This window comes from Collinsella sp. WCA1-178-WT-3 (M1), assembly GCF_009696325.1.
Taxonomy (GTDB): Bacteria; Actinomycetota; Coriobacteriia; order Coriobacteriales; family Coriobacteriaceae; genus Collinsella.
The window spans coordinates 1-23,673 of the sequence record NZ_VUME01000018.1 but is presented as its reverse complement, the minus strand read 5'-3'; the positions used below and the strand labels follow the sequence as shown (position 1 = coordinate 23,673).

At 61.0% G+C, this 23,673-nt stretch carries 19 protein-coding genes and 1 other RNA gene; 18 read left to right on the top strand and 2 right to left on the bottom strand.

Annotated features, from left to right (window positions below; all coding sequences use genetic code 11):
- Positions 1–103: 103 nt before the first annotated feature.
- The 8 genes from FYJ40_RS08580 to ligA all read left to right on the top strand — a co-directional run bounded on the left by FYJ40_RS08580 (position 104) and on the right by ligA (position 10,510).
- Complete coding sequence (locus FYJ40_RS08580) at positions 104–667, top strand: IS3 family transposase (RefSeq protein ID WP_370450679.1); 564 nt, start codon at positions 104–106, stop codon at positions 665–667.
- 614 nt (positions 668–1,281) lie between these two features.
- Complete coding sequence (locus tag FYJ40_RS08575; RefSeq protein ID WP_154518607.1) at positions 1,282–1,596, top strand: hypothetical protein; 315 nt, start codon at positions 1,282–1,284, stop codon at positions 1,594–1,596.
- A 544-nt stretch (positions 1,597–2,140) separates the two neighbouring features.
- Positions 2,141–2,833: a GntR family transcriptional regulator gene (locus tag FYJ40_RS08570; protein WP_154518604.1), complete on the top strand. Its 693-nt coding sequence runs from the start codon at positions 2,141–2,143 to the stop codon at positions 2,831–2,833.
- A gap of 124 nt (positions 2,834–2,957) precedes the next feature.
- On the top strand, positions 2,958–3,980 hold the full coding sequence (locus FYJ40_RS08565; RefSeq protein ID WP_195838629.1) for a LacI family DNA-binding transcriptional regulator: 1,023 nt from the start codon (positions 2,958–2,960) through the stop codon (positions 3,978–3,980).
- Between the two features lie 134 nt (positions 3,981–4,114).
- Positions 4,115–5,452: a glutamine synthetase family protein gene (locus FYJ40_RS08560; RefSeq protein ID WP_154518598.1), complete on the top strand. Its 1,338-nt coding sequence runs from the start codon at positions 4,115–4,117 to the stop codon at positions 5,450–5,452.
- A 50-nt stretch (positions 5,453–5,502) separates the two neighbouring features.
- A complete protein-coding gene (locus FYJ40_RS08555; RefSeq protein WP_154518595.1) occupies positions 5,503–6,165 on the top strand; it encodes a response regulator transcription factor in 663 nt (220 codons plus the stop codon).
- Between the two features lie 208 nt (positions 6,166–6,373).
- A complete protein-coding gene (locus tag FYJ40_RS08550; protein ID WP_154518592.1) occupies positions 6,374–7,834 on the top strand; it encodes a S1C family serine protease in 1,461 nt (486 codons plus the stop codon).
- 447 nt (positions 7,835–8,281) lie between these two features.
- Positions 8,282–10,510 (top strand): NAD-dependent DNA ligase LigA, encoded by a 2,229-nt coding sequence (gene ligA / locus FYJ40_RS08545; RefSeq protein ID WP_154518590.1) that lies wholly within the window; start codon positions 8,282–8,284, stop codon positions 10,508–10,510.
- A 155-nt stretch (positions 10,511–10,665) separates the two neighbouring features.
- Here ligA and FYJ40_RS08540 read toward each other — a convergent pair whose 3' ends face one another.
- Entirely contained in the window at positions 10,666–12,012 is a 1,347-nt protein-coding gene (locus FYJ40_RS08540) for an MATE family efflux transporter (RefSeq protein ID WP_154518587.1), read from the bottom strand.
- Positions 12,013–12,220: 208 nt separating this feature from the next.
- On the opposite strand from FYJ40_RS08540, the gene moaA reads away from it, so the two are divergent.
- The 9 genes from moaA (at position 12,221) to FYJ40_RS08495 (ending at position 22,182) form a co-directional block, all read left to right on the top strand.
- Positions 12,221–13,276, top strand: coding sequence for a GTP 3',8-cyclase MoaA (gene moaA / locus FYJ40_RS08535; RefSeq protein ID WP_370450678.1), 1,056 nt, complete (start codon positions 12,221–12,223; stop codon positions 13,274–13,276).
- 4 nt (positions 13,277–13,280) lie between these two features.
- Entirely contained in the window at positions 13,281–14,585 is a 1,305-nt protein-coding gene (gene mobB, locus FYJ40_RS09175) for a molybdopterin-guanine dinucleotide biosynthesis protein B (protein WP_154518584.1), read from the top strand.
- A gap of 265 nt (positions 14,586–14,850) precedes the next feature.
- A complete protein-coding gene (locus tag FYJ40_RS08525; RefSeq protein ID WP_195838628.1) occupies positions 14,851–16,137 on the top strand; it encodes an MFS transporter in 1,287 nt (428 codons plus the stop codon).
- 293 nt (positions 16,138–16,430) lie between these two features.
- Positions 16,431–16,742 (top strand): Asp-tRNA(Asn)/Glu-tRNA(Gln) amidotransferase subunit GatC, encoded by a 312-nt coding sequence (gene gatC / locus FYJ40_RS08520; protein WP_035136890.1) that lies wholly within the window; start codon positions 16,431–16,433, stop codon positions 16,740–16,742.
- The gene (gatA, locus tag FYJ40_RS08515) at positions 16,742–18,256 is read left to right on the top strand and encodes an Asp-tRNA(Asn)/Glu-tRNA(Gln) amidotransferase subunit GatA (RefSeq protein ID WP_154518578.1); all 1,515 of its coding nucleotides are present in this window, start codon (positions 16,742–16,744) and stop codon (positions 18,254–18,256) included. The genes gatC and gatA overlap by 1 nt, the downstream gene beginning before the upstream one ends.
- Entirely contained in the window at positions 18,256–19,932 is a 1,677-nt protein-coding gene (gene gatB / locus FYJ40_RS08510; protein WP_154518575.1) for an Asp-tRNA(Asn)/Glu-tRNA(Gln) amidotransferase subunit GatB, read from the top strand. Before gatA ends, gatB begins: the two co-directional genes overlap by 1 nt.
- 918 nt (positions 19,933–20,850) lie before the next feature.
- A complete protein-coding gene (locus tag FYJ40_RS08505) occupies positions 20,851–21,171 on the top strand; it encodes a hypothetical protein (RefSeq protein ID WP_195838912.1) in 321 nt (106 codons plus the stop codon).
- Positions 21,172–21,316: 145 nt separating this feature from the next.
- Complete coding sequence (locus FYJ40_RS08500; protein WP_154518572.1) at positions 21,317–21,670, top strand: hypothetical protein; 354 nt, start codon at positions 21,317–21,319, stop codon at positions 21,668–21,670.
- Positions 21,667–22,182, top strand: coding sequence for a PIN domain-containing protein (locus FYJ40_RS08495; protein ID WP_154518570.1), 516 nt, complete (start codon positions 21,667–21,669; stop codon positions 22,180–22,182). The genes FYJ40_RS08500 and FYJ40_RS08495 overlap by 4 nt, the downstream gene beginning before the upstream one ends.
- 59 nt (positions 22,183–22,241) lie before the next feature.
- Here FYJ40_RS08495 and FYJ40_RS08490 read toward each other — a convergent pair whose 3' ends face one another.
- A complete protein-coding gene (locus FYJ40_RS08490) occupies positions 22,242–22,676 on the bottom strand; it encodes a hypothetical protein (RefSeq protein WP_154518567.1) in 435 nt (144 codons plus the stop codon).
- A gap of 239 nt (positions 22,677–22,915) precedes the next feature.
- Here FYJ40_RS08490 and ssrA point away from each other — a divergent pair.
- Positions 22,916–23,279, top strand: a transfer-messenger RNA (tmRNA) gene (gene ssrA, locus FYJ40_RS08485).
- The last annotated feature ends 394 nt before the right edge of the window (positions 23,280–23,673 follow it).

Sequence of the window (23,673 nt, the reverse complement as noted above, 5' to 3'; positions counted from 1 at the left end):
TGCCTGCGCGCCGAGCTGGGCGCGCGCATAGCCAACAAGACCGTGCTCAAGATGATGCGGGAGATGGGGATCCGCTGCGGCATCCGCCGCGAGACCGACTACCATAGGTACAACTCGTACAGGGGGGGTCGTGGGCGAGACGTTCGAGAACGTCATCGGGCGCGACTTCGCCGCCGACGGGCCGTGGCAGAAGATGGGCACCGACGTCACCGAGTTCAAGCAGCCCTGGGGCAAGGCCTACTTCGCGCCGGTGTACGACTTCGGCAGCAAGGAGATAGTCGCGTGGTCGACGTCGACCAGCCCGGACATGGCGCAGCAGGCCGAGCTGCTCGACCAGCTGCTGGCGAAGATGCCCGAGGGCGCGACGCCGGTGCTCCACAGCGACATGGGCTGGCAGTACCAGCACGCCGCATGGTGCGGGAGGCTGAAGGACGCCGGGATCGTCCAGAGCATGTCCAGAAAGGGCAACTGCATCGACAACGGCGCCACCGAGCAGGTCTTCGGCCACATGAAGGACGAGTTCTTCCGGGGAAGGACATGGCCCGACTTCGAGTCCTTCAAGGCGGACCTGGACGCGTGCGTCGCCCATTGGAACACGAGGCGAAGGCAGGTTAAACTGAAGGGGCTGACCCCGGAGGAGTTCCGGAACCAGCCCCTTGCGGCGTAGTTCTTATTTAAGCCGTCCAAGTTTTGGGGTGCAGTTCAGTTTGGGCGGCCGCCGCTTGCGTTTTATCAAAGAAAGATCATTGCCGAGCCTTAAATGCCTTTTGTCTGTGTGCCTTCCACAATCATGTTGCGGTTGTAGGCCAGGTGCAGATACATCGCATCGTGAGCGGCGGTGGGGTTGTGCGCCTCGATGGCGTCGGCCGCACCGTGGTGCGTGTGGATGGTCTCCTCGACGAGCTTTTTTGCCCGTTACGTCGATAAAAAGGGGAACGGACGCCTTGAACACACCCATCAGACGGGTAACGACGAGGTTGCCGCTATCCCAGGGCGGCTTCATGGAGTAGCGCCCGTACGCATCGAATTTATCCTCTCATAGATGTGCGGCACCAAGAGCCCCGAGTTCATACGAGCTCGGGGCTCTTTTCGTTTGGATTGCAGACGTATTGACAGACGAAAACAGTCTGCGTCCGGTATTGAGCCATACGAAAGCGAAATTATGCGTCTTAATTCCGTACGCAAATCAAGACGAAAACCGTTTGCGTCTCGGATAAATCAGTACGCAAACGGTTTTCGTCTTATATCTTGAAGGCCTACAGGCGAAACGATTCGGCAACGGTGGAGGTCGACCGGTTTGAGTATGGCAGGCTGACGCTCGAAGGCAGCAACGTAACGTTCGACGCGCTCACGTCGGCTCGCCAGGACTTGAGTTTTCACACGCTCGAGCATAAGTGTGTTGAACATCTCGGCATTTCTGAGCTAACGCCGGATATTATGCGCACGCTTCGCTTGCTCGGCAAAGATGGCTATACCAACGCTGCGGCGATTTTGGCGGATAAGAATGATTTTCCGGGCATCGACTGCGTCCGTTTTGGTGATACCGAGGATGTAATACTTGGATCGCGAGGCGGCGACAAATATATCCGCAATTGAGCAGGTGGACAGGGCGGTGGCTATGTTTGCACGCTACTACCGTTATGAGCGTATCGAAGGGATGGAGCGCGTCCAAACCGATCGAATTCCTCTCGAGGCGTTTCGCGAAGCTGTCGCAAACGCTTTGGTGCATCGGACGTGGGACGTTCGAGCTATAGCAACCCGCATAGCGCGCCTTGATCATCAACCGTCCGTATTTCGCAGCAACTTATAACAGGCTCGGGGTGCCAATTTGGGGTGCAGTAGTGCTGCGCCACGAAAAGGGCCTATCTACTACGTTTAAGCCTCAGGGGTCAACCATAGTCGGCTTTTTCGAAAATCGACAAGCTGCCTACCTGCGGTTTTGTTTTCACAGTTTTTGGTATGGCCGAGGCTATCCGTGTTAACGTAGTAAATGGGCCACTTTTGTGGCAAGGGGCCGATCTGCGGGCTAGGGTAGCTAAAAGAGCCCCGTCCCAAAAAGACTGATTGGGAGCTGGGGCGTGTCGATGCGATAGTATTGCATGGTGGTATTCGACTAACCGAGGGTTTATCCGAGGGCTTTATGGAACAGCACCAGCATAATCAAAGCTTGCAAGATCAGGCATACAATGCACTGCGCTCCAAGATCATCTATGCCGAGCTCAAGCCCGGCACGCGCCTTTCGGCGATTGGTCTGGAAAAGGAGACGGGAATCGGGCGTACGCCCATTCGCGAGTCCTTTGTGCGCCTGCGTGAGCAGGAGCTGGTGGAAACGCGTCCCAAAAGCGGCACCTACGTCTCTAAGATCAGCATGGAGCGCGCCGAGAACGCCTGTTTCTTGCGCGAGAAACTCGAGCGAAGCGTGCTTATTAAATGCTGTTCGGCCGCCTCGCCCGAGCAAAAGCATCGGCTCGATCAGATTCTTGCCGAGTCCGAGTCGCTCGACCATGGCGAAACGCGTCGTTTCTTTGACCTGGACAACCTGTTCCATGAGACGTGTTTTGAGATTGCCGGCCGTCACATGTTGTGGGATTGGATGAAGAGCGTCAATACGCATTTTGAGCGATACAACTGGTTGCGTATGGTGTCGCAGGATCTAGATTGGGAGCCGATTCGTCGGCAGCATCGCCGGATTCTCGAGGCCATTAAGAGGGGCGATACCGACGCGGCGAGCTATCTGGCAGAGACACACCTGCACCTGATGCCCGAAGAGCAAGGTCCGGTTATCGCCTTACATCCCGATTATTTTGAGCTGTCCAAAGACTTGGCTATCTAGCCCATTATCGCATCTGCTCGAGACGCAAAAACGATGCTGTTCACCTACAGCGTTTTGCAACCGAGATTTTTAAAAAATGCCTAAAATGGCTCAGACTGCCGACAATGGGGAAACGGGGTGCGCTATGGCGCAGATGAGAATCAAGGACATTGCCGTCGAGGCGGGTGTGAGCCCGGCCACGGTCTCGCGCTATCTCAATAACCGCCCCGGGCAAATGACCGAGGAAACCCGTGCTCGCATTGCGGAGGTTATCGAGCGTACCGGCTATCGCCCACGTGCCGCCGCGCGCAATCTGCGCAGCTCGCGTACCAACCTCATCGGCGTGATCTTGGCCGACATCGCCAACCCGTTCTCCAGCGCCATGCTCGAGGGCCTTTCCGCCAGCGCCGCCGCGCGCGGCTGCTCGCTCATGACAGCCATTAGCGGCAACGATCCCGCCAAGGAGGCCGAGTCGCTCACCAGGCTTATCGACGCTGGCGTGGACGGCCTGGTCGTCAATACCTGCGGTGGTAACGACGAGGCGATCGTCGCGGCAGCGGGACGCCTGCCCGTTGTGCTGCTCGACCGCGACGTTGCCGACGGCGGTGTCGATCTGGTGACATCTAACAACCGTGAGCTGGTCGCCGGCTTGGTAGACGCCTTGACCGCCGCTGGCAGCGAGTGCCTGTGCCTGCTCACCGAAGCAAGCGACGACAGCCCCGTCCGTCGCGAGCGCGCCGAGGCCTTTACCGACGAGCTTTCGCGCCGCGGCCTTGCCGGCGAGGTTATCACCTTGGCCGATGGCGGCGCCACGGGCGTCGGCCGCCTGGACAAGACCATCCGCGGCTATGCAGGAAAAGAGCTCGGCCTCATTGCCGTCAACGGCCTGGTTTTCCTGCGCCTGACCGAGGCGCTGGCGCAGCTTGGTCCCTCGCTGCCGGCGGGGCTCAAGATCGCGACGTTTGACGACTGTCCCTGGAACCATGTGCTCTTTGGCGGAGTCACCACGGCCGCGCAGGACACCCTCACCATCGCCGAGCGCGTGGTCGATCGCCTCTCCGAGCGTATCGACGTTGTTACCACCACCGTGGGCGATGCCGCAAAGCTCGCGCCTAAACGCATCGAGGTTCCCGGCCACATCGAACACCGCGCTTCGACCTCGCGCTAGCCGCTCGTTCGTAACTGCCTGTTCGCGCGCGTTTTTTGGGCGCTTGATACGCTTTAACCCTGCGGAAACATTTTTCTGCGATAGTATCTGCGATATAGACCAGTCGAAACCCGCCCGAAAGAAAGGGGAGCGACATGAACCAGCAGAACATCGATTACGTACTCCGTTCCGTAGAGCAGCGTGACATCCGCTTTGTGCGTCTGTGGTTTGTCGACATTCTCGGCCGCCTCAAGAACTTTGCCATTAGCCCCGAAGACCTCGAGGTCGCTTTTGAGGAGGGTATTGGCTTTGACGGCTCCGCCATCGAGGGCTTTGCCACGCCCGAGGAAGCCGACATGCTCGCATTCCCTGACGCTTCGACCTTCCAGATCCTGCCGTGGCGCCCGAGCCATAACGGCGTCGCCCGCGTGTTCTGCGATGTGTGCACTCCCGATCGCAAGCCGTTTGCCGGCGACCCGCGCGACGCCCTGCGCCGAATGTTTTATAAGGCCGAGAAGGCCGGCTACCTGCTCAACGTGGGTGCCGAGCTGGAGTATTACTACTTCCCCGACGAGCACACCCCCGAGCCGCTCGACAACGTGGGCTACTTCGACCTTTCGGTGAGCGATGCCGCTCGCGACTTGCGTCGCAACACGGTGCTCACGCTCGAGAAGATGTCCGTGCCCGTGGAGTACACCTTCCACGCCGCCGGCCGCTCGCAGCACGGCATGAGCTTGCGTCACGCCGAGGCCCTGAGCATGTCCGACGCCATCACCACGGCCAAACTCATCATTAAGCAGCAGGCCTACGAGAGCGGTTGCCACGCCTCCTTTATGCCCAAGCCGCTGGCGGGCGAGGACGGCAGCGCCATGTTTTTGCATCAGTCGCTGTTCGACCACGACGGCAACAACGTCTTTTGGGGCGAGGACGACGAGAAGTACCACCTCTCCGATATCGCCAAGCACTATATGGCCGGCATTCTGGCACACGCGCGCGAGATCAGCGCCATCACCAACCCCACGGTCAACTCGTACAAGCGCATCACCACGGGCGGCGACTCCGTGCCACAGTACGCTACGTGGGGCCTGCGCAACCGCGCGAGCATGGTCCGCATCCCGGTCTATAAGCCCGGCAAGCAGCTGTCCACGCGCATCGAGCTGCGCAGTCCCGATCCCATGGCCAATCCGTACTTGGTCAACACCGTCACGCTGGCGGCCGGTCTAGATGGCATCGAGCGCAAGCTGGAACTCCCGCCCGAGGCAACGGCCGAGACGCTCAAGCTTACCGACCGTCAGATGGTCGAGGCCGGCTATACGCCGCTGCCGCGCTCGCTCAAAGAGGCGCTCGACGTGTTTGAGGACTCGCAGTTTATGAAGGATGCCCTCGGCGAGCACATTCACAGCTTCTTCCTCAAAAAGAAGCGCGACGAGTGGCATAAGTTTGAGTCCACGATCACCGAGTGGGAGATCAAGCATTATCTGGCGAACTCCTAATCGCGCCGGTTTGTTCCAGTACGATTGAGCTCATTTCTTTGGAGGCCGACATGACCGAAAAGAGTGCCCTGTTCATGGCGCGCACGACGCGCTTCCACGAGTTTGCCCGCAGCTTGACAACTACCCTGGGTGTCGAGGTGAGCCTGGCAACCCCCGATTCGCCGACTGCGGCGCACGACTTTGACCTGCTGATCCTCGATTCCGATGGCATCCGCAGCGACCGTATCGATCAGATTGCCAAATGGCTCGACGACCGCGGCGGCGTTCCCATGCTGGTGATCGTCGACGACGAGGCGCTCGGCACCCTGCGCCTGCCCAATCACGCGCATGCCGACTTTGTATGCCCCACGGCGACACCCAACGAGCTTAAGGCTCGTGCGCAGCGCCTGATGGGCGAGGAGGAGACCATCACCGCCGACGATGTGCTCAACATCGATAATCTCGAGATTAACCTGGCTACCTACCAGGTGACGCTCGATAACGAGCCCATCGACCTGACGTTGATGGAGTACTCGCTGCTGAGCTTTTTGGCGACGCATCCCAACCGTGCCTACAGCCGCGAAGTGCTGCTGCACCGCGTGTGGGGCTTTGAGTACTGCGGCGGCACGCGCACCGTCGACGTGCACATCCGACGCATTCGCTCCAAGGTGGGCCCGCAGATCGCGGCACACATCACCACCGTCCGCGGCGTGGGCTATCTGTTTAAGGACTAGCTTTTCACCGCAAAGGGGGCAGGCGCCTTCGTGGTGGTTTTGCCGCATGCGTGGATCCCTTTCGAGTTTGCAGCAGAACTTAAGCATTCCTTAAAGATTGCGTTCTCATACACGTTCGCCCGCATATTGGGGTACAACTCAACGTGAACAATGATGGCCCGCCACATGTTTGGCGGGCCTTTGGTTATTAGACGAAAGGATCGCAGTCATGAGCGAGAACGATTCCCAGCGTCCCCAGGATGCGGGCAACGCTGGCGAGACCCAGCAGCAGCCGCGCGTGCAGGTGGAGTCGACGCCTGCCGACGGCAACATTCCCTACGTGCAGGCCTACAACACACAGACCGGCCAGCCGCTGGGCGGTCAGCAGGTTGTAAACAAGCACACGGTGGTCAAGACCAAGACCAAAAAGCTGCCGATCTTTATTACGGCGCTCGCCGGCTGCGCCTGCGGCGCCCTGCTGGTCATCGCGCTCATTATGAGTGGCACGCTCAACATTGGCGGCGGAAAGAATGTCGTGACGGCGGGTGCTTCGGGTTCATCGACGCAAAAGATTACGATCGACTCCGAGGACACCACGCTTGCCGAGGCCGTTTCTGCCAAGGCCCTGCCCTCCGTCGTTTCCATCACCGCCACTTCGAGCGGCAGCCAGAATGGATCGCTTTCGCAGTCTGCCGACGAGTCGGATGGTTCGGGCAGCGTCGGTTCGGGCGTGGTGCTCGATACCGAGGGCCACATCCTCACCAACAACCACGTGGTCGATGGCTATGACCAGTACGTGGTTACCATGGACGACGGAACCACCTACGAGGCCGAGTTCGTGGGCAACGATGCCTCGAGCGACCTGGCCGTCATCAAGCTCAAGGATGCTGACGCCTCCAAGCTCACGCCGATCGAGATCGGTGATTCCTCCAAGCTTAACGTGGGCGAGTGGGTCATGGCGATCGGCTCGCCGTTCGGCAACGAGCAATCTGTCTCCACGGGCATTGTGTCGGCGCTGTATCGCTCCACGGCCATGAGTTCTACCAGCGGCAACACCATCTACGCCAACATGATCCAGACCGATGCCGCCATCAACCCGGGCAACTCCGGCGGCGCGCTCGTTAACGACAATGGCGAACTCGTGGGTATTAACTCTCTTATCGAGAGCTACTCGGGCTCCAGCTCGGGCGTGGGCTTTGCCATTCCGGTCAACTATGCCAAGAACATCGCCGACCAGATTATCGACGGCAAGACGCCGGTTCATCCGTACCTGGGCGCCACGCTTTCGAGCGTCAACGCGCTCAACGCCCGCACTAACAATCTCGGCACCGATAGCGGCGCGTATGTGGCAAGTGTCGTCGAGGACGGTCCTGCCGCCAAGGCTGGCATCCAAGAGGGCGATGTCGTCACCAAGCTGGGTGACGATGAGATTACGAGCGCCGATGGCCTGATTATCGCGCTGCGCAGCCACGAGGTGGGCGAGAAGGTCGAGATCACGCTCGTGCGCGGCAAGGAAGAGAAGAAGGTCACGGTCGAGCTGGGCTCCGACGAGGAGCTGCAGAACCAGCAGCAGAACGACAGCGCGACCGACACCGGCAACGGCGGCATTACCGACGAGCAACTGCGCCAGTACCTGGAAGAACTGCTGGGCCAACAGGGTCAGGGGCAAGGCTACGGTCAGGGTTTCTAACGAGCTGTATCGCACATATCGAAGCCAGAGGGGCTGTTCCGCCAGCGCGGGACAGCCCCTCTTCTCTTATTGGTCCGTTGGGGACGGAGGAAAACGGATCATTTAGAAATGGCAAGGGCATGGTTCGGAAGGGCTTGGACAGTTAGTTCAGATTTGTATAAAACGGGTGCGGTCTGAGGCGTGTTTTGAGCGGTTTTGAAATGAAAGACGGGCCGAGTGGGTGTCTCGAAGACGGAAGCAAACCTAATTTGCCGTTCAGAACGATTGATTGGGGCGAAAAGCCGATATTTCAGCTCGATTCGGCGCGCGTAATTATACAAATCTGAACTAACTGTCCAACCCCGGTCCGGTCGCTGCCAATTCGGTGCGGTTTGAGACCGCTATTCGGCCCCATTGCGACCGGTGGTACTCTAGTATCCGTTTGAAATCGAGCGAAGGAGTGCCGCTATGGAGCAATCGAGCCTGTTTGGTGACGGCGTGGACATCGATACCGAAACGCCAGCGAGCACGGATACCGCCGCGCCGGCCGATGACCGTGCCCAGGCGGCAGCGCGTGCGGCTGAGTTGCGCCACGAGCTCGATTACCACGCCTACCGCTACTACATGCTCGATGCGCCCGAGATCACGGACGCCGCTTTTGACAAAATGCTCGTTGAACTGCAAGAAATCGAGGCTACCTACCCTGACCTGGTGACGCCCGACAGCTATACCCAGCGCGTGGGCGGCTACGTGAGCGAGCAGTTTACGCCGGTCAAGCACATGGCGCGCATGTATTCCATGGACGATGCCATGGATCTGGACGAGCTCGACGCTTGGCTCCAGCGCACCGAGGATGCGCTCGGCGCCGGTAGCGTCACCTATACCTGTGAGCTCAAGATTGACGGTCTGGGCGTCGCGCTTACCTACCAAAACGGCACCTTCGTACGCGCGGCCACACGCGGCGATGGCACCACGGGCGAGGACGTATCGCTCAACGTGCGCACTATCAAGGATGTGCCCATGCACCTGTCCGAGCAGGCGCTCGCTCACATGGGCGCCGACCGCGAGCGTACCATCGAAGTGCGCGGCGAGGTGTACATGCCCAAGGGCAGCTTTGTTCGCCTGAATGAACAGGCCGATGCCGAGGGCCGCGACCCCTTCGCCAACCCGCGCAACGCCGCTGCCGGATCCTTGCGTCAGAAGGATCCCAAGGTCACGGCGCGCCGCGACCTGGCCACCTTTATCTATGCCATCGCCGATACCGATCCGCTGCACGTCCACAGCCAGCGCGAGTTTCTGGACTGGTTGCGTAGCGCCGGCTTTAGCGTCAACCCTAACGTGGCTCGTTGTGCCACGCCGTCCGAGGTCCACGAGTTCTGTGCCCAGGCGCTCGAGCACCGCGGCGACCTGGATTACGACATCGACGGCGTGGTCGTAAAGGTTGACAGCTTCCAGCAGCAGCTCGACCTGGGCTTTACCGCTCGCGCACCACGCTGGGCCATTGCCTTTAAGTTTCCGCCCGAGGAAAAGCAGAGCATTCTGCGCGAAATTCGCATCCAGGTGGGCCGCACCGGTGTGCTCACGCCGGTCGCCGAGTTCGACCCGGTGACGGTTGCCGGCTCCACCATCGCGCGCGCCACGCTGCACAACATCGACGAGATCCGCCGCAAAAACGTGCGCGAGGGCGATACCATCATCGTGCACAAGGCGGGCGACGTTATCCCCGAGGTCGTGGGTCCGGTGCTCGACAAGCGCCCGGCCGATTCGGTCGACTGGCAGATGCCCGAGGTCTGCCCCGTGTGCGGTAGCCCCGTGGTCCACGAGGATGGCGAGGTGGCTTACCGCTGCGTGTCCATCGACTGCCCCGCACAGCTCAAGGAGCGCCTGCTCCACTGGGTGAGCCGCGGCTGCATGGACGTCGATGGCCTAGGCGACGAGATCGTCGACAAGATGATCGCCGCCGGGCTGATTCACGACGTCGCAGACTTCTACCAGCTCACGGTCGACGACATCGCCGGCCTGGACACGGGGCGCACCTATGCCAGCTCCAACAGCAGAAAGGGCGTTAAGAAGGGCGACCCCATTCCGGTAGGCCTCAAGACGGCCGAGAAAATCATCGCCGAGCTCAACAAGTCCAAGAGTCAGCCGCTCGGTCGCGTGCTGTTTGCCCTGGGCATCCGTCACGTGGGCAAGAGCGTGGGCGAGGTCATCGCCGAGCGATTCCTGTCGATTGACAAGCTTATCTTGGCGAGCGAAGAGGATATTGCCGAGTGCGAGGGCATCGGCCCCAAGATTGCGGCGAGCGTCAAGCAGTTTCTGGCCGTGCCCGAGAACCTTGCCGTGCTGGAGCGCCTGCGCCAGGCGGGCCTGTCGCTCGAGGTCGACTTGGGCGCCGCGCACGCGCAGGCCGCAGCCGACGCTGGCGTGGCAGGCGAGCTCGCCGACGCACAGCCGCTCGCGGGTCTGACCTTCGTGCTCACCGGCACGCTCGTCAACCGCACGCGCGACGAGGCGGGCGCGGCGCTCAAGGTGCTCGGCGCCAAGGTTTCGGGCAGCGTATCAAAGAAGACGAGCTATCTGGTTGCCGGTCCCAAAGCGGGTTCCAAGCTTACCAAGGCCGAGCAGCTGGGCGTACCCGTGCTGGACGAGGACGTACTCGAGCAGATCTTGGCTACCGGTGAGGTGCCCCAGGCTTAAGGCATCAATAGTCAAATTGAAGAACCGCCCGAAAGCGCGATGCCTTCCGGGCGGTTCTTACTTTGTTGGGGAAACCGGCATCGTGATCTGCGTCACGTAGGTCGCGGGGTCGTCGCTGATGATGTCGTCAATGAGGGAGATTTCGCATTGCCCCGCTACGCTGCTAACTTGTCAAAAGCCCCGCGCCGGTTGAGCACGGTAAACGCGACAACACAGATGACTGCCGACAGAATCGACCCGCACGGCGAGGCAATGCCCATGGGAAACAGTGTGTCGGAATAGGCGTTCGACAGCAGCCAAGCGCCTGGCACGCGAATAAGCGCCACGGCAAGCACGTTGTGCGCAAAGCCGATGTAGCTCTTGCCATATGCAGCGAAAAAGCCGCTAAAGCAAATGTGGATGCCGGCAAAAATCGCGTCGAAAATATAGCTGCGCATATAGCCGGTGCCGGCAGCGACTACTGCAGCGTCCTTGGCAAAAAAGCCAATAAACGCCGGCGCCACCAGCCACATCAGCACCGTGATCAGGCAGCCGTACACCACCGAGATCGTCATGGCGTCTTTGAGCACCTGACGCGCACGGTCGCCCTTGCCCGCGCCGGCGTTTTGCGCCGTGAGTGCGCTGACGGTGGCACCCATGGAACTCGGTACAATGAACAAAAAGCTGATCATCTTTTCGACCAGGCCCACGGCGGCGGCGTCGACCAGGCCGCGATGGTTGGCGATGACGGTGATAAACATAAACGCCACCTGGATGCAGCCGTCCTGTACGGCCACGGGCACGCCGATCTTAAGGATGCCGCCGAGCACCTCGGGCTGGGGGCGCAGGTCGCTACGCTTAACGTGGATGTTCGTGCGGCGGCTCTTAAGCCACACGAGCGCGAGGGCAACGCTTGCCGTCTGGGCGGTTACCGTGCCGAGTGCCGCACCCACGGGGCCGAGCCCCAAGTGGCCGATAAACAGAAAATCGAGCGCGATGTTGATGATGCACGCCACGCCGATCACGTACATGGGCGAGCGCGAATCGCCCAGCCCGCGAAAGATGGCCGAGAGGATGTTGTATGCGGCGATAAACGGAATGCCGACAAAGCAGATGCGCAGGTAGGCGGCGGTTCCTTCGACTGCCTCGGCTGGCGTGCCAATAAGTGCCACGATCTGCGGGCACAGTGCGAGCAGGATGGCTGCCAGCACTACCGAGACACCCATAAACAGCGTGATGGTGTTGCCGATTGCGGTCTCGGCGCGATCGAAGCGGCGCGAGCCCACGGCGTGGCCGACGATAACCGTCGTTCCCATGGCCAGACCCACGAGCGTCACGGTAATGATATAGAGCGTCTGTGCGCCATTGCCCACGGCGGTGATGCCGGCGGCGCCGCTAAACTGCCCCATCATGTACAGGTCGGCCATGCCGTAGAGCATCTGCAAAAAGTACGAGAGCATATAGGGCAGGGCAAAGACCGCGATGGTCTTAAGGACATTGCCGCGTGTGAGGTCGTGTTCCATAAGTGGGGCTTTCTGGCTGGGTCTGTTTACGTACCAGTGTAGTGAAAACCCTACAACGATTATAGAGTCAAGGTTTGTGTGTTGAGGATGGGCTTGGGAAGCCGGTCTTGTTCGAAGCGACCTGTCCTGTCGTACGGGTGTCGGCATGATTCTCTCGTGGGGTATTATGTTTTTCGAAGAATAAAACGCCGCGTGAGGGGAGGGCTGCGTGGACGGGCACGTGCAGCATGACGGTTTTGGCCGCGATATCAACTACCTGCGCATTGCCGTTACCGACAAGTGCAATTTCCGCTGCATTTACTGCATGCCGGCCGATGGCGTGGCGCCCCGTGCGCACGACGAGTTACTCAGCGCCGAGGAAATCGCCCGCTTTGTGCGCTTGGTGGCGGGGGAGGGCATTCGCCGCGTGCGCCTGACGGGCGGCGAGCCGCTGGTCAGCCGCCGTATTATTCCGCTTATTCGCGACATCCGCGCGATCCCTCAGATCGAGGACATCTCGCTCACCACCAACGGCGCCCTGCTGCCCAAGCTGGCGCCGCAGCTCAAAGATGCCGGGCTTAACCGCGTCAACATCTCGCTCGACACGCTCGACCCTACGCTCTTTGGAAAGATCACGCGCCTGGGTCGGCTCGAGCAGACCATGGCCGGCATCGACGCGGCGCTGGCTTGGGGCTTTGAGCCCGTTAAGGTCAACTGCGTTGTTGTGCGCCGGCTCAACCAGGATGTGGCGGCCCTCGCGCGGCTCACGCTCGACCGTCCCATCCACCTGCGCTTTATCGAATATATGCCCATCGGCGACGAGCGCACGAGCTCGCATTGCGCTGTGGGCCCGCATGCGCCCGCGCTCAATCCCGAGCTGTGGGACGCGAACGATACCGTGCCGAGTGACGAGCTGCGGGCGCGCATCAATGCCGGGGCCACCGCGACGGGACTGGGCGAGCTCGAGCCGCTCGACATCAACGATGCTCCTGCCGGCGCGGGCCCTGCGCGCTATTGGCGCTTTCCGGGCGCGGCGGGAACGGTTGGCTTCATTAGCGCCATGTCCAACCATTTTTGTGCGAATTGCAACCGTCTGCGCCTGACGGCCGATGGCAACGTGCGTCCGTGCCTGTTTAGCGATGCCGAGTATTCGGTGCGCGACGCCCTGCGCCGTGGTGATGATATGCAGGTACTTTCGATTTGGCGCGATGCCGTGGCCCACAAACCGCAGGAACACGCGATAATTGAGGGCACGCAACGATTTATGTCCCAAATCGGAGGATGATCATATGGCCAAGAGCAGGTACGCCGACGCCACCAAGGCCGCTCGCAGGGCCGCGATGTCTGCCCACAAAGTCACGGCCGCGGCGAATGCTGGCAACGCCGACGCGTCCGCGCAGCCGACTTCCAGCGCGGCCACCGAACCCGCCCGTGACGCACGTCGCAACGAGCTGACGCACGTGGACGCCAAGGGCGAGGTGCGCATGGTCGATGTGTCCGACAAGGCCGAGACTCATCGCATCGCCATCGCCGAGGGCACCATCCTCATGCATCCCGAGACACAGGCCATGGTGCTGCAGGACCGCGCCAAAAAGGGCGACGTGCTTGCCTGCGCGCGCGTGGCGGGCATCATGGCCATCAAACGCACGAGCGACATCATTCCCATGTGCCATCCGTTGCTCATTACCAAGAGCAAGTGCGACATTGCGCCCATCGCTCCGGCGGGGACGCCGGCCGAGGACGTGCCCGAGGGCTGGGCACCGGCGCGTGCGGACGGGCAGGTTGGCTTTCACGTACTGGTTACGGCCGGCGTGACGGGCAAGACGGGTATCGAGATGGAGGCCCTGACCGGCGCGAGTGCCGCGTGCCTAACGATCTACGACATGTGCAAGGCGGTTGATCGCGGTATGGAGATCGTCGACGTGCGCCTGCTGCACAAGGAGGGCGGCCGCTCGGGCGTATGGGACCGCGCAGAGCGTCAGGCCGCTGCTGTTGAGGCCGTGGCCACTGACGGTGCCGCACCCGCGAGCGCACCCGTCGCCGTCGCGCCCGCAGCTCCGACACCGGCCGTCCCCGCGATCGCGTTTATCGGCTACCAAAACTCGGGCAAGACCACGCTCGTCGAGAAGGTTATCGCCGAGCTCACCCGCCGTGGCCTGCGCGTGGGTTCGCTCAAGCATCACGGGCACCACGGCTTTGATATCGACGTGCCCGCTAAGGATACCTGGCGCCATCACCAGGCCGGGTCCAAGCACGTGGGCCTCATCTGCGCCACGCGCTGGGCGGAGTACGCCGACACGCGCGAGGGGGACGAGATGCCCGCGCGCGAGCTGCTGTCGCGTTACAACGATGTCGACGTGGTGATCATCGAGGGCTACAAGACCGAGGGCTTCGACAACATCGTGGTCGCGCGCTCCGGTGTCGACCGTCTGCGTGGCAAGAGCTCGCTCGACCTGGTCGACGGCCGCACGCTGGCCCTTGCCTGCAACGAAGCCCTGGCACGCCAGGCCTTCGACGCAGGCTTTGCGACCCGAGCCATCAACATCAACGACGCCCGCGCCATCTGCGACCTTATCCAAGACCATCTGGCCTAAAACCTGCCAAAAAGGGACAGGTTTATTTTGGCAGGTTTTATCTGGGCAAACGTCATTTCCACCACAGAGGGGCCAGGCATCTTTGTGGCGGTTTTTGCTTTGGTAGATTTTTGTGACATGCCTTACAATCTACCAAGTAGTTCATGACGGGCGAAAAACGGAGAGAAGGGTCCTGATGCGTCCTTAATGTTTCATGCGGATAGATTGATTTGACAGACGGTGGCGAATGTCCACCGCCCGTATTCGTATGAAACGAGGAGTCTCCGTGCTCGTATCTCTTCTCTCAAAACCTCACCCTTCGTTGTCCGCGCAGGCTAAGCACCTGGTGGCAATGCGCTTCCTCATATATACCGGCTTTCAGACCAGCTACTTCATCGGTGTTATCGGAACACTCACCTATGCGGACGGCGCTTCGGTCGTTGCGACATCGCTGGCCGTCCTGTTTATGAACGTCTTCGTGATCCTGGGATCCTTTGCGGGTGGAGCGGCACTTGACGCTTGGGGTCCGTGCCGGCATTTCCGGGCGAGTATCTTCGGCACGTTGGCAACCGGCGCGGCAATCCTCGCCTGTGGCAGCGCGACCGGAACAGTCCTTGCCGGCGCGGTGCTCCTGGGCTTTGTGATAGGATTCGCCCAGGCCGTCGCCACGTCCTATCCGGCGTATCTCACCGACGACCCCGTCGAGCTCAAAGACATCAACTCCGCCATCGCCATGCTATCCAACGTGAGCATTATCGTTGGCCCCACGCTGGGCGGCTTTGTCGCGGCGGCTGCATCGTCACGCGCGGTGTTTTTGCTCATGATGATCTTTACCGTACTGGCGCTCGTCGCCGGTTGGGGCTTTAGGCCGCAAGCAGGTCGCGTCGCCGCGCGCGAAAGTGCTCCCGCGGATAGCAGCACAACGGCAAGTACTGCCATTCAAAGCTCCGACTCTAATAAATCCACCCGCGTCACCTTCGTGACCAGCATCAAGACAGTCTTTACCAACAGCGTCCTCGCCCTGCTGTTCTGCATTATTTTCCTTTCGAATTTTGGCTATGGCGCCTTCGATCCACTGGAGTCATTCTTCTACCGTGATGTTCTGCATGTCGGTGTCGAGTGGATGGGCTGGCTCTCGTCCGCCTGCGGCGTGGGCGCGGTGCTGGGCGCCGTGGTCGCGCTCCGCTTGCCGCCGCACCTGGTCAACCTTAAGACGCTGCTTGTGGCGCTTCTGTCCGTGGGCCTGGGAAGCCTGCTCTACGTGGGAACGCCGTACGTGGGCGTAGCCCTTGTCGGCCAGATTGCCCTGGGCGTGGCCTGGGGCGTCGTCAACCCGCTCCACAACACGATCGTGCAAACGACGGCCCCGCTCGAACAGCTCGGTCGCGTCAACTCGGTCATGGGCTTTGGCAACATGTTCGCCGGCGTGGCGCCGCTGGCGATTGCCCCGTGGCTGGCGGCGACGTTTGGCGTGCAGCAGACGCTCATCGGGGCGGGTATGGTCGTGACGGCGGTTCCCGCGGCACTGCTGCTGTTTGGACACCGGCATTTGGATCGTGCCGCAAAGCAGTAAAAACCATCACAACATTCGATGAAAATCGCGATTTTGCCGAATAACGTCGAATGTTGTGATGGTTTGCGCCCCGGGTCATGCCATCCTGCGGGTCCGGCCACCACAAAGGGGGCAGGCACCTTTGTGGCGGTTTTCGCTATGGACGGTGCGGTTTCGCTGCAGAACCGCCGGCCCGCCGCCTGCCAACCGCCACCCTCGTTACGTTTTCGCTGCATTTGGGTAAAGCGCCTGCTCCAAGCCGGCGTTGCCTTGTATACTAGAGCGGTTTAACTGTTATGCGGAAGGGAGCGCCTATGGCACTCAGCGAGAAAGACGTGCGCGGTATCGCCGAGTACGCAAAGATCGCACTGACCGATGACGAGCTCGCCCAGATGACGTCCTACATGAACGATGCCGTCCAGATGCTCGAGCCCGTCTTGCAATATGACTTGCCCGACGTGGAGCCCACGTTCCATCCCATCGGAAGCCTGTCCAACGTGATGGGCGATGACCTGCGCGAGCCCGAGCGCGACCTGCCGCTCGACGTCGCGCTCGAAAACGCCGGCAGCGCGCGCGACCGCTACTTCCGCGTGCCGTCCATTTTGGGAGAGGGGGAGAGCGAGTAATGGCGCAGAGCTTCGATTCCCTTACCGCTGTCCAGATTGCCACGGGCGTTGCCGCTGGCGACTTTACCGCTACCGAGGTGGCCCAGGCCTCCCTTGCCGCCATCGAGGCGCGCGAGGGCGGGGTCCAGGCATTCCTGCAGGTGGCGCCCGAGCTTGCGCTCGAGGCCGCCGCGCGCGTGGATGCCGATCGTGCCGCAGGCAAGCCGCTGCCCCCGCTCGCGGGCGTGCCGCTGGCCATCAAGGACAACATGAACCTCGTGGGCACGCGCACCACCTGCGCTTCCCGCATGCTCGAGAACTACCAGAGCGTCTACACCGCCACCTGCGTCCAGCGCATGCTCGATGCCGGCTGCCTGCCCATGGGCAAGGCCAACATGGACGAGTTTGCCTTTGGCAGCTCCACCGAGAGCTCGGCGTTCCACCGCACCAACAACCCCTGGGATACCGAGCGCGTGCCCGGCGGCTCCTCGGGCGGCTCCGCTGCCGCCGTCGCCGCGGGCGAGGTCGCGCTCTCGCTGGGCTCGGACACCGGCGGCTCCATTCGCCAGCCGGCGTCGCTGTGCGGCGTGGTGGGCTTTAAGCCCACGTATGGCGCCGTGAGCCGTTACGGCGTGGTCGCCTTTGGCTCGTCGCTCGACCAGGTGGGCCCCTTCGGCCGCACGGTCGAGGATGTCGCGCTGGCCATGAACGCGCTTACCGGCGCGGGCCACGATCCCTACGACTGCACCAGCCAGGATTGCGCCGTCGATTTTACCGAGCATCTCAACGACAGCATCGAGGGTAAGCGCGTGGGTATCATCCCCGCGTTTATGGAGGCCGAGGGCCTGACGTCCGAGGTCAAGGCCGCTGTTCAGCGCGCCGCCCAGGAGCTGCAGAACCAGGGCGCCGAGCTGGTCGAGGTCGACCTGCCGCACCTGGATGCCGCCATCGCCGCCTACTACGTCATCGGCCCGGCCGAGGCGTTCTCCAACCTGGCCCGCTTCGACGGTATTCGCTACGGCTATCAGGAGGAGGGCTGCGCCAACCTGTCCGACCAGAGCTCGCTGTCGCGCGCCCACGGCTTTGGCGCCGAGGCCAAGCGCCGTCAGATGCTCGGCGCCTACCTGCTGAGCTCGGGCGTGTACGACAAGTATTACTACGCTGCGCAAAAGGCCCGCACGCTCATCACGCAGGACTACGACACCGCGTATGCCAAGGTGGACACCATCCTCATGCCCGCCTCGCCGCGCACGGCCTTTAAGTTTGGCGAGATCAGCGACCCCACGCAGATGTACCTCTCCGACCTGTACACCATCTCGCTCAACATTTGCGGCAACGGTGGTATCTCGGTGCCGCTGGGCTTGGGCGAGGATACTCAGCTGCCCGTTTCTGCCCAGCTGGTGGGTCCGGCGTTTAAGGACCGTCAGCTGCTCACGTTTGCCCGCGCCCTGGAGCGCGGCTTTGCCGATGCCGCCACGGGTGCGCCCGCGCTTTCCGTCGCACCCGATTTTGCCGGGAAGGGAGGCGAGCTGTAATGAAGGAGCTTTCCGAGGTCCTGCAGGATTGGGAGGCCGTGATCGGCCTGGAGATTCATACCGAGCTCACCGCACTCGATACCAAGATGTTCTGCAACTGCAAGCTCAGCCACGATGACGAGCCCAACGCCAACGTGTGTCCGGTGTGCTTGGGCCTGCCCGGCGCCCTGCCGGTGCCCAACAAGCGCGCCATCGAGAGCATCGTTAAGGCCGGCCTCGCCACCAACTGCGAGATCCAGCGCCACTCGATGTTCTACCGCAAGCACTACTTCTATCCCGATATGGCCAAGAACTTCCAGACCACGCAGGGTCCGGTCGCCTTTGCCATGTACGGTCACCTGGACCTGGACGTGACTGGTCGCGGCGCTGCAGAGCGCCCCGATTGCGCGTTTGGCGAGGCCGAGGCCCAGAGCCTGGCGAGCGCCTCGGCCAACGCCGAGGGCCTGTCCACGTCCATGACGTCGACCATGCGCGAGGGCAACCAGCGTGCCGGCCATCTGGCCAGCTATGACGCGTCCAACCTGCAGATGCCCGAGCGTCGCGAGGACGGTTCCTACACGGTGCCCATCCGCATTCTGCGCATCCACATGGAGGAGGACGCTGCCAAGATGGTGCACGTGGGCGGTGCCGAGGGCCGCATTACCGCCGCTGCCGAGTCGCTCGTCGACTACAACCGCTGCGGCACGCCTTTGATCGAGCTCGTCACCGAGCCCGACTTGCGTACGCCTGAGGAGGCTCGCCTGTTTATGGAAAAGCTCCGTCGCATCTTTGTGACGCTGGGCATTTCGGACTGCTCCATGGAGAAGGGCTCCATGCGCTGCGACGGCAATGTGTCGCTGCGCCGCCGCGGCGAGACCAAGCTGGGCACCAAAACCGAGCTCAAGAACCTCAACTCGTTTAAGAGCCTGCACGACGGCCTTGCCTACGAGATTTGCCGCCAGGCCGAGGTGCTCGAGGAGGGCGGCATTATCTATCAGGAGACCCGCCACTGGGAGCCCAGCCGCAAGCGCACCGTGGTCATGCGTGTGAAGGAGACGGCCGACGACTATCGTCTGTTCCCCGACCCCGACTTGGCGCCGTTCGATCTGGACGACGAGTTCATCGATCGCTGCCGAGGTGAGATTCCCGAGCTGCCCGATACCAAGCGCGCCCGTTTTGAGGCCGATTTTGGCATTAAGGCGGCCGATGCCGAGCAAATCGCCGGTGACCCGGAGTTTGCCGAGTTCTTTGAGGCCTCCGCTGCCGGTATGGCTGGCAAGGAGGCCCAGACGGTTGCAAACTTGCTGGTGAACGAGATGATCGCCTACCTTAAGGGCGCGGGCGTGTCGCTCGTCGAGTCCGGCATCGCGCCGGCTCAGGTGGCAGCGCTTGCCAAGCTGCTGGCGACCGATGCCATCAGCTCCAACCAGGCTCACGAGGTCTTTGAGGCCATGGCCCAGACCGGCGACGACCCCAACAAGATCGTCGACGAGCGCGGTATGCGTCAGGTGAGCGATGCCGGCGCGCTGCAGCCGATTGTGGACGAGGTACTGGCAAACTGTGCCGAGCAGGCACAGCAGTATCGTGGCGGCAACCAGAAGGTCATCGGCTTTTTGGTGGGCCAGTGCATGAAGGCGAGCCGCGGCAAGGGTAACCCGAAGCTCTTCAACGAGTTGCTGAGAACCTCGCTCTCGTAAGCGGGAACCGAGGGGCCGGGCGCAGGGCCTTGCCTCTCAATTTCGGACAGTCCTGACTCACGACGGAGGCGCCACTGGCGCCTCCTGTTCGTGCGGAACTCATTGAGGGGCAAGGCCCTGCGCCCGGCCCCTCGGTTCCGTGGCGACTCAGCCGTTCTGGTCAGTCGGGCTGATGGAAATAGAGTGAATGGGCGCGCCGTTGGCGCGCCCATTGTTTTTGAAGGGAACTCATTTTGAGCAAGCGCCCGCCCTGCCGGGGCTCCCGGGTTCCGTGGCGACTCAGCCGTTCTGGTCAGTCGGGCTGAATGGAATTTGGTGAATGAGGGTGCCGTTTGCACCCTCATTTTTTTGTGGATGTGGCGCAGGGACGGTCCCTTGGTCACATTTTTGGGCTGTGGAAAGCGAAGCTTAATACTTTTCCCGAGAAGTGAACGACCTTATTTGGACCTCTGAAGCATCGACACTATTTGGACGCTGTTTCCTGCGGTTTTGCCGAGTTTTCCCTGCGGTTTTGTTACTAAAAAATGCGGATGCTTCAGGGGTCCGATTTTGCTCGTTCACTTCTCGGGAAAAGTATTAGACCTCGATTTGCTGGGACGGGGGAGAGTCTTTCTTGGATGCCGGAGATGTACGTTGTGGCAGACGGATTGTCGAAAGTCGGCCGGTCTGCACCCTAAGATTTCCAGAAAGTTAACCATTTTTGACCTTAATAGTTAGATATACTAAATGATTTTCCAAAAGTGTGCATAAGTAAACTTATTCACTTGGGTGCTGAGGCACCGTGCCGTGTCCAATGCGGCAAAAGGGAGAAGCAACATGTAGAAGTCGACGTTTAACACCCTGCTTGTCGGTGGCGGTTTTCTGCTTGGTACGGCTGGCATCAAGCTGCTCGCCAGCGCTCCGGTAAAGAATGCCTGCGTGCAGGGCATTGCGTGCGGCATGCTGCCGTCGAGTACATCGTGGGGCACGGCATCGCTTCGTCCATCGAAGGGCGTCGCGCCATCATCGGTTCCGCGCACTTTGACCGATACGGATCTTGCTGCGATCGTGCGCCTGCGCCGTATGAGCCAGGGCCTCGTTGATCGTCTGACGAGCTCCTACTCTAAGGTGATGCTCACCAACTCGGCGCTCTTGGCACTGGGCATTACCGGCGCGATTGCCTCGCAGGCATCGTCGCTGCTGCACAACGGCTCGACGATCGCCTACAGCCTGAGCAACGCGAAGGCTTACCTGCGTTAGCAGACGTGTTTGCCCACGTTATCTGGCCTGCGCCCAGACGGCATCGGTGTCGTCCGGGCGCAGGCCTTTTGCATTTGACCCCAATTGATAGCGTCTCTATATAGTGTTGCTATCGAGGATAGCAATTGAAGGGAGCGAGATCGACGTGGGTGCTGCTAGCGGCATGGCGCAGGTGAACGTTCGCGTGGATCGCCAGGTCAAGAACCGTGCCGAGGAGGCGCTGCGGATTTCGGGCGGGACACTGTCCGAGCTCATCAAAAAGGTGGTGGCCAAGGTTGCGCAGGGTGGCGGTTCGTGCGAAGAGGTGTTGTCGGCCGTTGAAGACCAACTGCCTAGTGCTGGTGCCACCTCGCCGTTTGTCGCATTATGGGCGGCGGTGGATCGGCTTTACGCGGACCTGGGCATCGATACATCATCTGCGTCTGATGACCGCAGCTGGGACACAGTCTATCCCGAAGCCATGGATGAGCATTATCGCCAAAAGGGGATGATCCTGTGAGTGGAGGCCCCCTTAAGATCATGGTGGACGCCAACGTATGGGTCGATTCGTTTTGCGCCGACCATACCGAGTCGCTTGCCGCGCGCGCGTTTATTGGGCAGGCGACGGAGACGGGGGCGTTGCTGTTTTTTCCGGTGCATATCGCCAAGGACGTGCTGTACGTTGTCCAACACGAGCCGAAGCGTAGCGTTCTTGCCGGCGGGGGAGCGCCCGACGAGGCATCTGTCCGTGCAATTGGCGATGCGGCGTTGGCGTTTGTTCGGAACGTGACCGAAAACGCCACGGCCGTGGGTGCAGATGCATCGGACCTTTGGCTGGCCGACAAATACTTAGCGCTCCATCGCGATTACGAGGACAACTTGGTACTCGCCGCGTGCAAGCGCGCGCAGATCGATTACTTGGTGACCAACAATCGCAAGCTGCTCGAACATGCCGATCTTGCAGCAAAGGCCCCGCGCCAAATGATGCCGATTCTAGCTTTGGCCGAACGTGGTGGTGCGGCTATCGGTTAGCGCGAACTGTTTGCGTGGCCTTCGGAACGTCGGTGCTCAGAAGGCCACGCATCCTTTAATTACAAAAGCGCTGCCTTGATGACGGGAGCTTCGGCGAGCTTCTCGGCGGCCTTTTCGTCGGAATCGTTTAGTGCTGCTAGACTGCGGTAGACCCACTCGTTGACCTGGGTGTTCTTGACGCCTGCGGTCTGCATAAGGGCGCCTACCTCGCGGATTGCTGCGAGCAGATCGGCTTTGGGACCTGCGAGCTCGACCTCAATGCCGTGGTAGGCGGCCACGCCGCGGTTCTCGCTCACGTGGTCGATAAAGCCCGCGACGGTCTCAAACTGCTGGGCGAGAGCTGCATCATCGTCAGCGTCCAGCGCGACGAGTGCGTTTGATACCGTGAGGGCGGGATGTCCGCAGGGGACAAAGCCTTCGATGACATCCATGGCTTCGGTAATGGTTGAGCCCAGGCCTGCGAGGGCATTGACGAGTTGCTGCTTGGTATCCATAACGGTCCTTTCGACGGGTCAATTTTGCTTGGCGAAAATATACGTGACGCGTTCAGTGGGAAAAATGCGAAGTATGGCGCACATTAGGGTCTTCACAGCTCGTGCATAGAGCAGCTGTCTGCCTTTAGAACGTGGTAAGATAGCTATCCACGAGCGGGGTTTACCCCGCGTGTTCCTTGAAAAGTCGACGGTTATCGGGTGTTTGCAGGCCCGATACCATCCAGACTTTCCCAACATTCGGGGGCGACTGGTTTCGACACGATAGCTCTGAGAGAGGAAGCAAGCCGAGGTCTCCTCGCCTCGTTAAACAGGGGTACCGTCAAATTGAATTGACAACAACTCTTCTTTTGAGCCTATGGCTCTCGCTGCTTAGTTTATAGCGGCGCGTCAACCCGGTGATTTCCCCGACACCGGCGCGACGTCATGTTAGGGGAATGCTCCCGCGCACGTAATCGGTATGGCGCGGGCTAAGACCGAACCGGTTGGGATGCCGCGAGCGTGTCGCTGCGCGCAAAGCGTCCGAGACTAAACCAGCGACTGAGCTTGGAGATGCCAATCAGGGGGCTTTCGTGGACCGGAGTTCGATTCTCCGCGCCTCCACCAATAGTTACAGGCAGGTAGAGAAGTGTTTCTACCTGCTTTTTTTATTACATATAGATACCGCGGAGAATCGAACTCTATGCAGGGCGCGGGCGTAAAGAAAACGCGTAAGCGTTTTTAGCCCGCGGGCGAGGACGCCGGCAGGCGGCCGAAGCCGGTGCGGATTTGCGAAGCAAATACGCGGATTCTCCGCGCAAAGCCTCGACCCTATATAGATGCGATGCCGATCGGATGACAGCCGGCAACGCCCTGCGCCAGCGTCATCCCCGCACCGCGGAGAATCGAACTCTATGCAGGGCGCGGGCGTAAAGAAAACGCGTAAGCGTTTTTAGCCCGCGGGCGAGGACGCCGGCAGGCGGCCGAAGCCGGTGCGGATTTGCGAAGCAAATACGCGGAT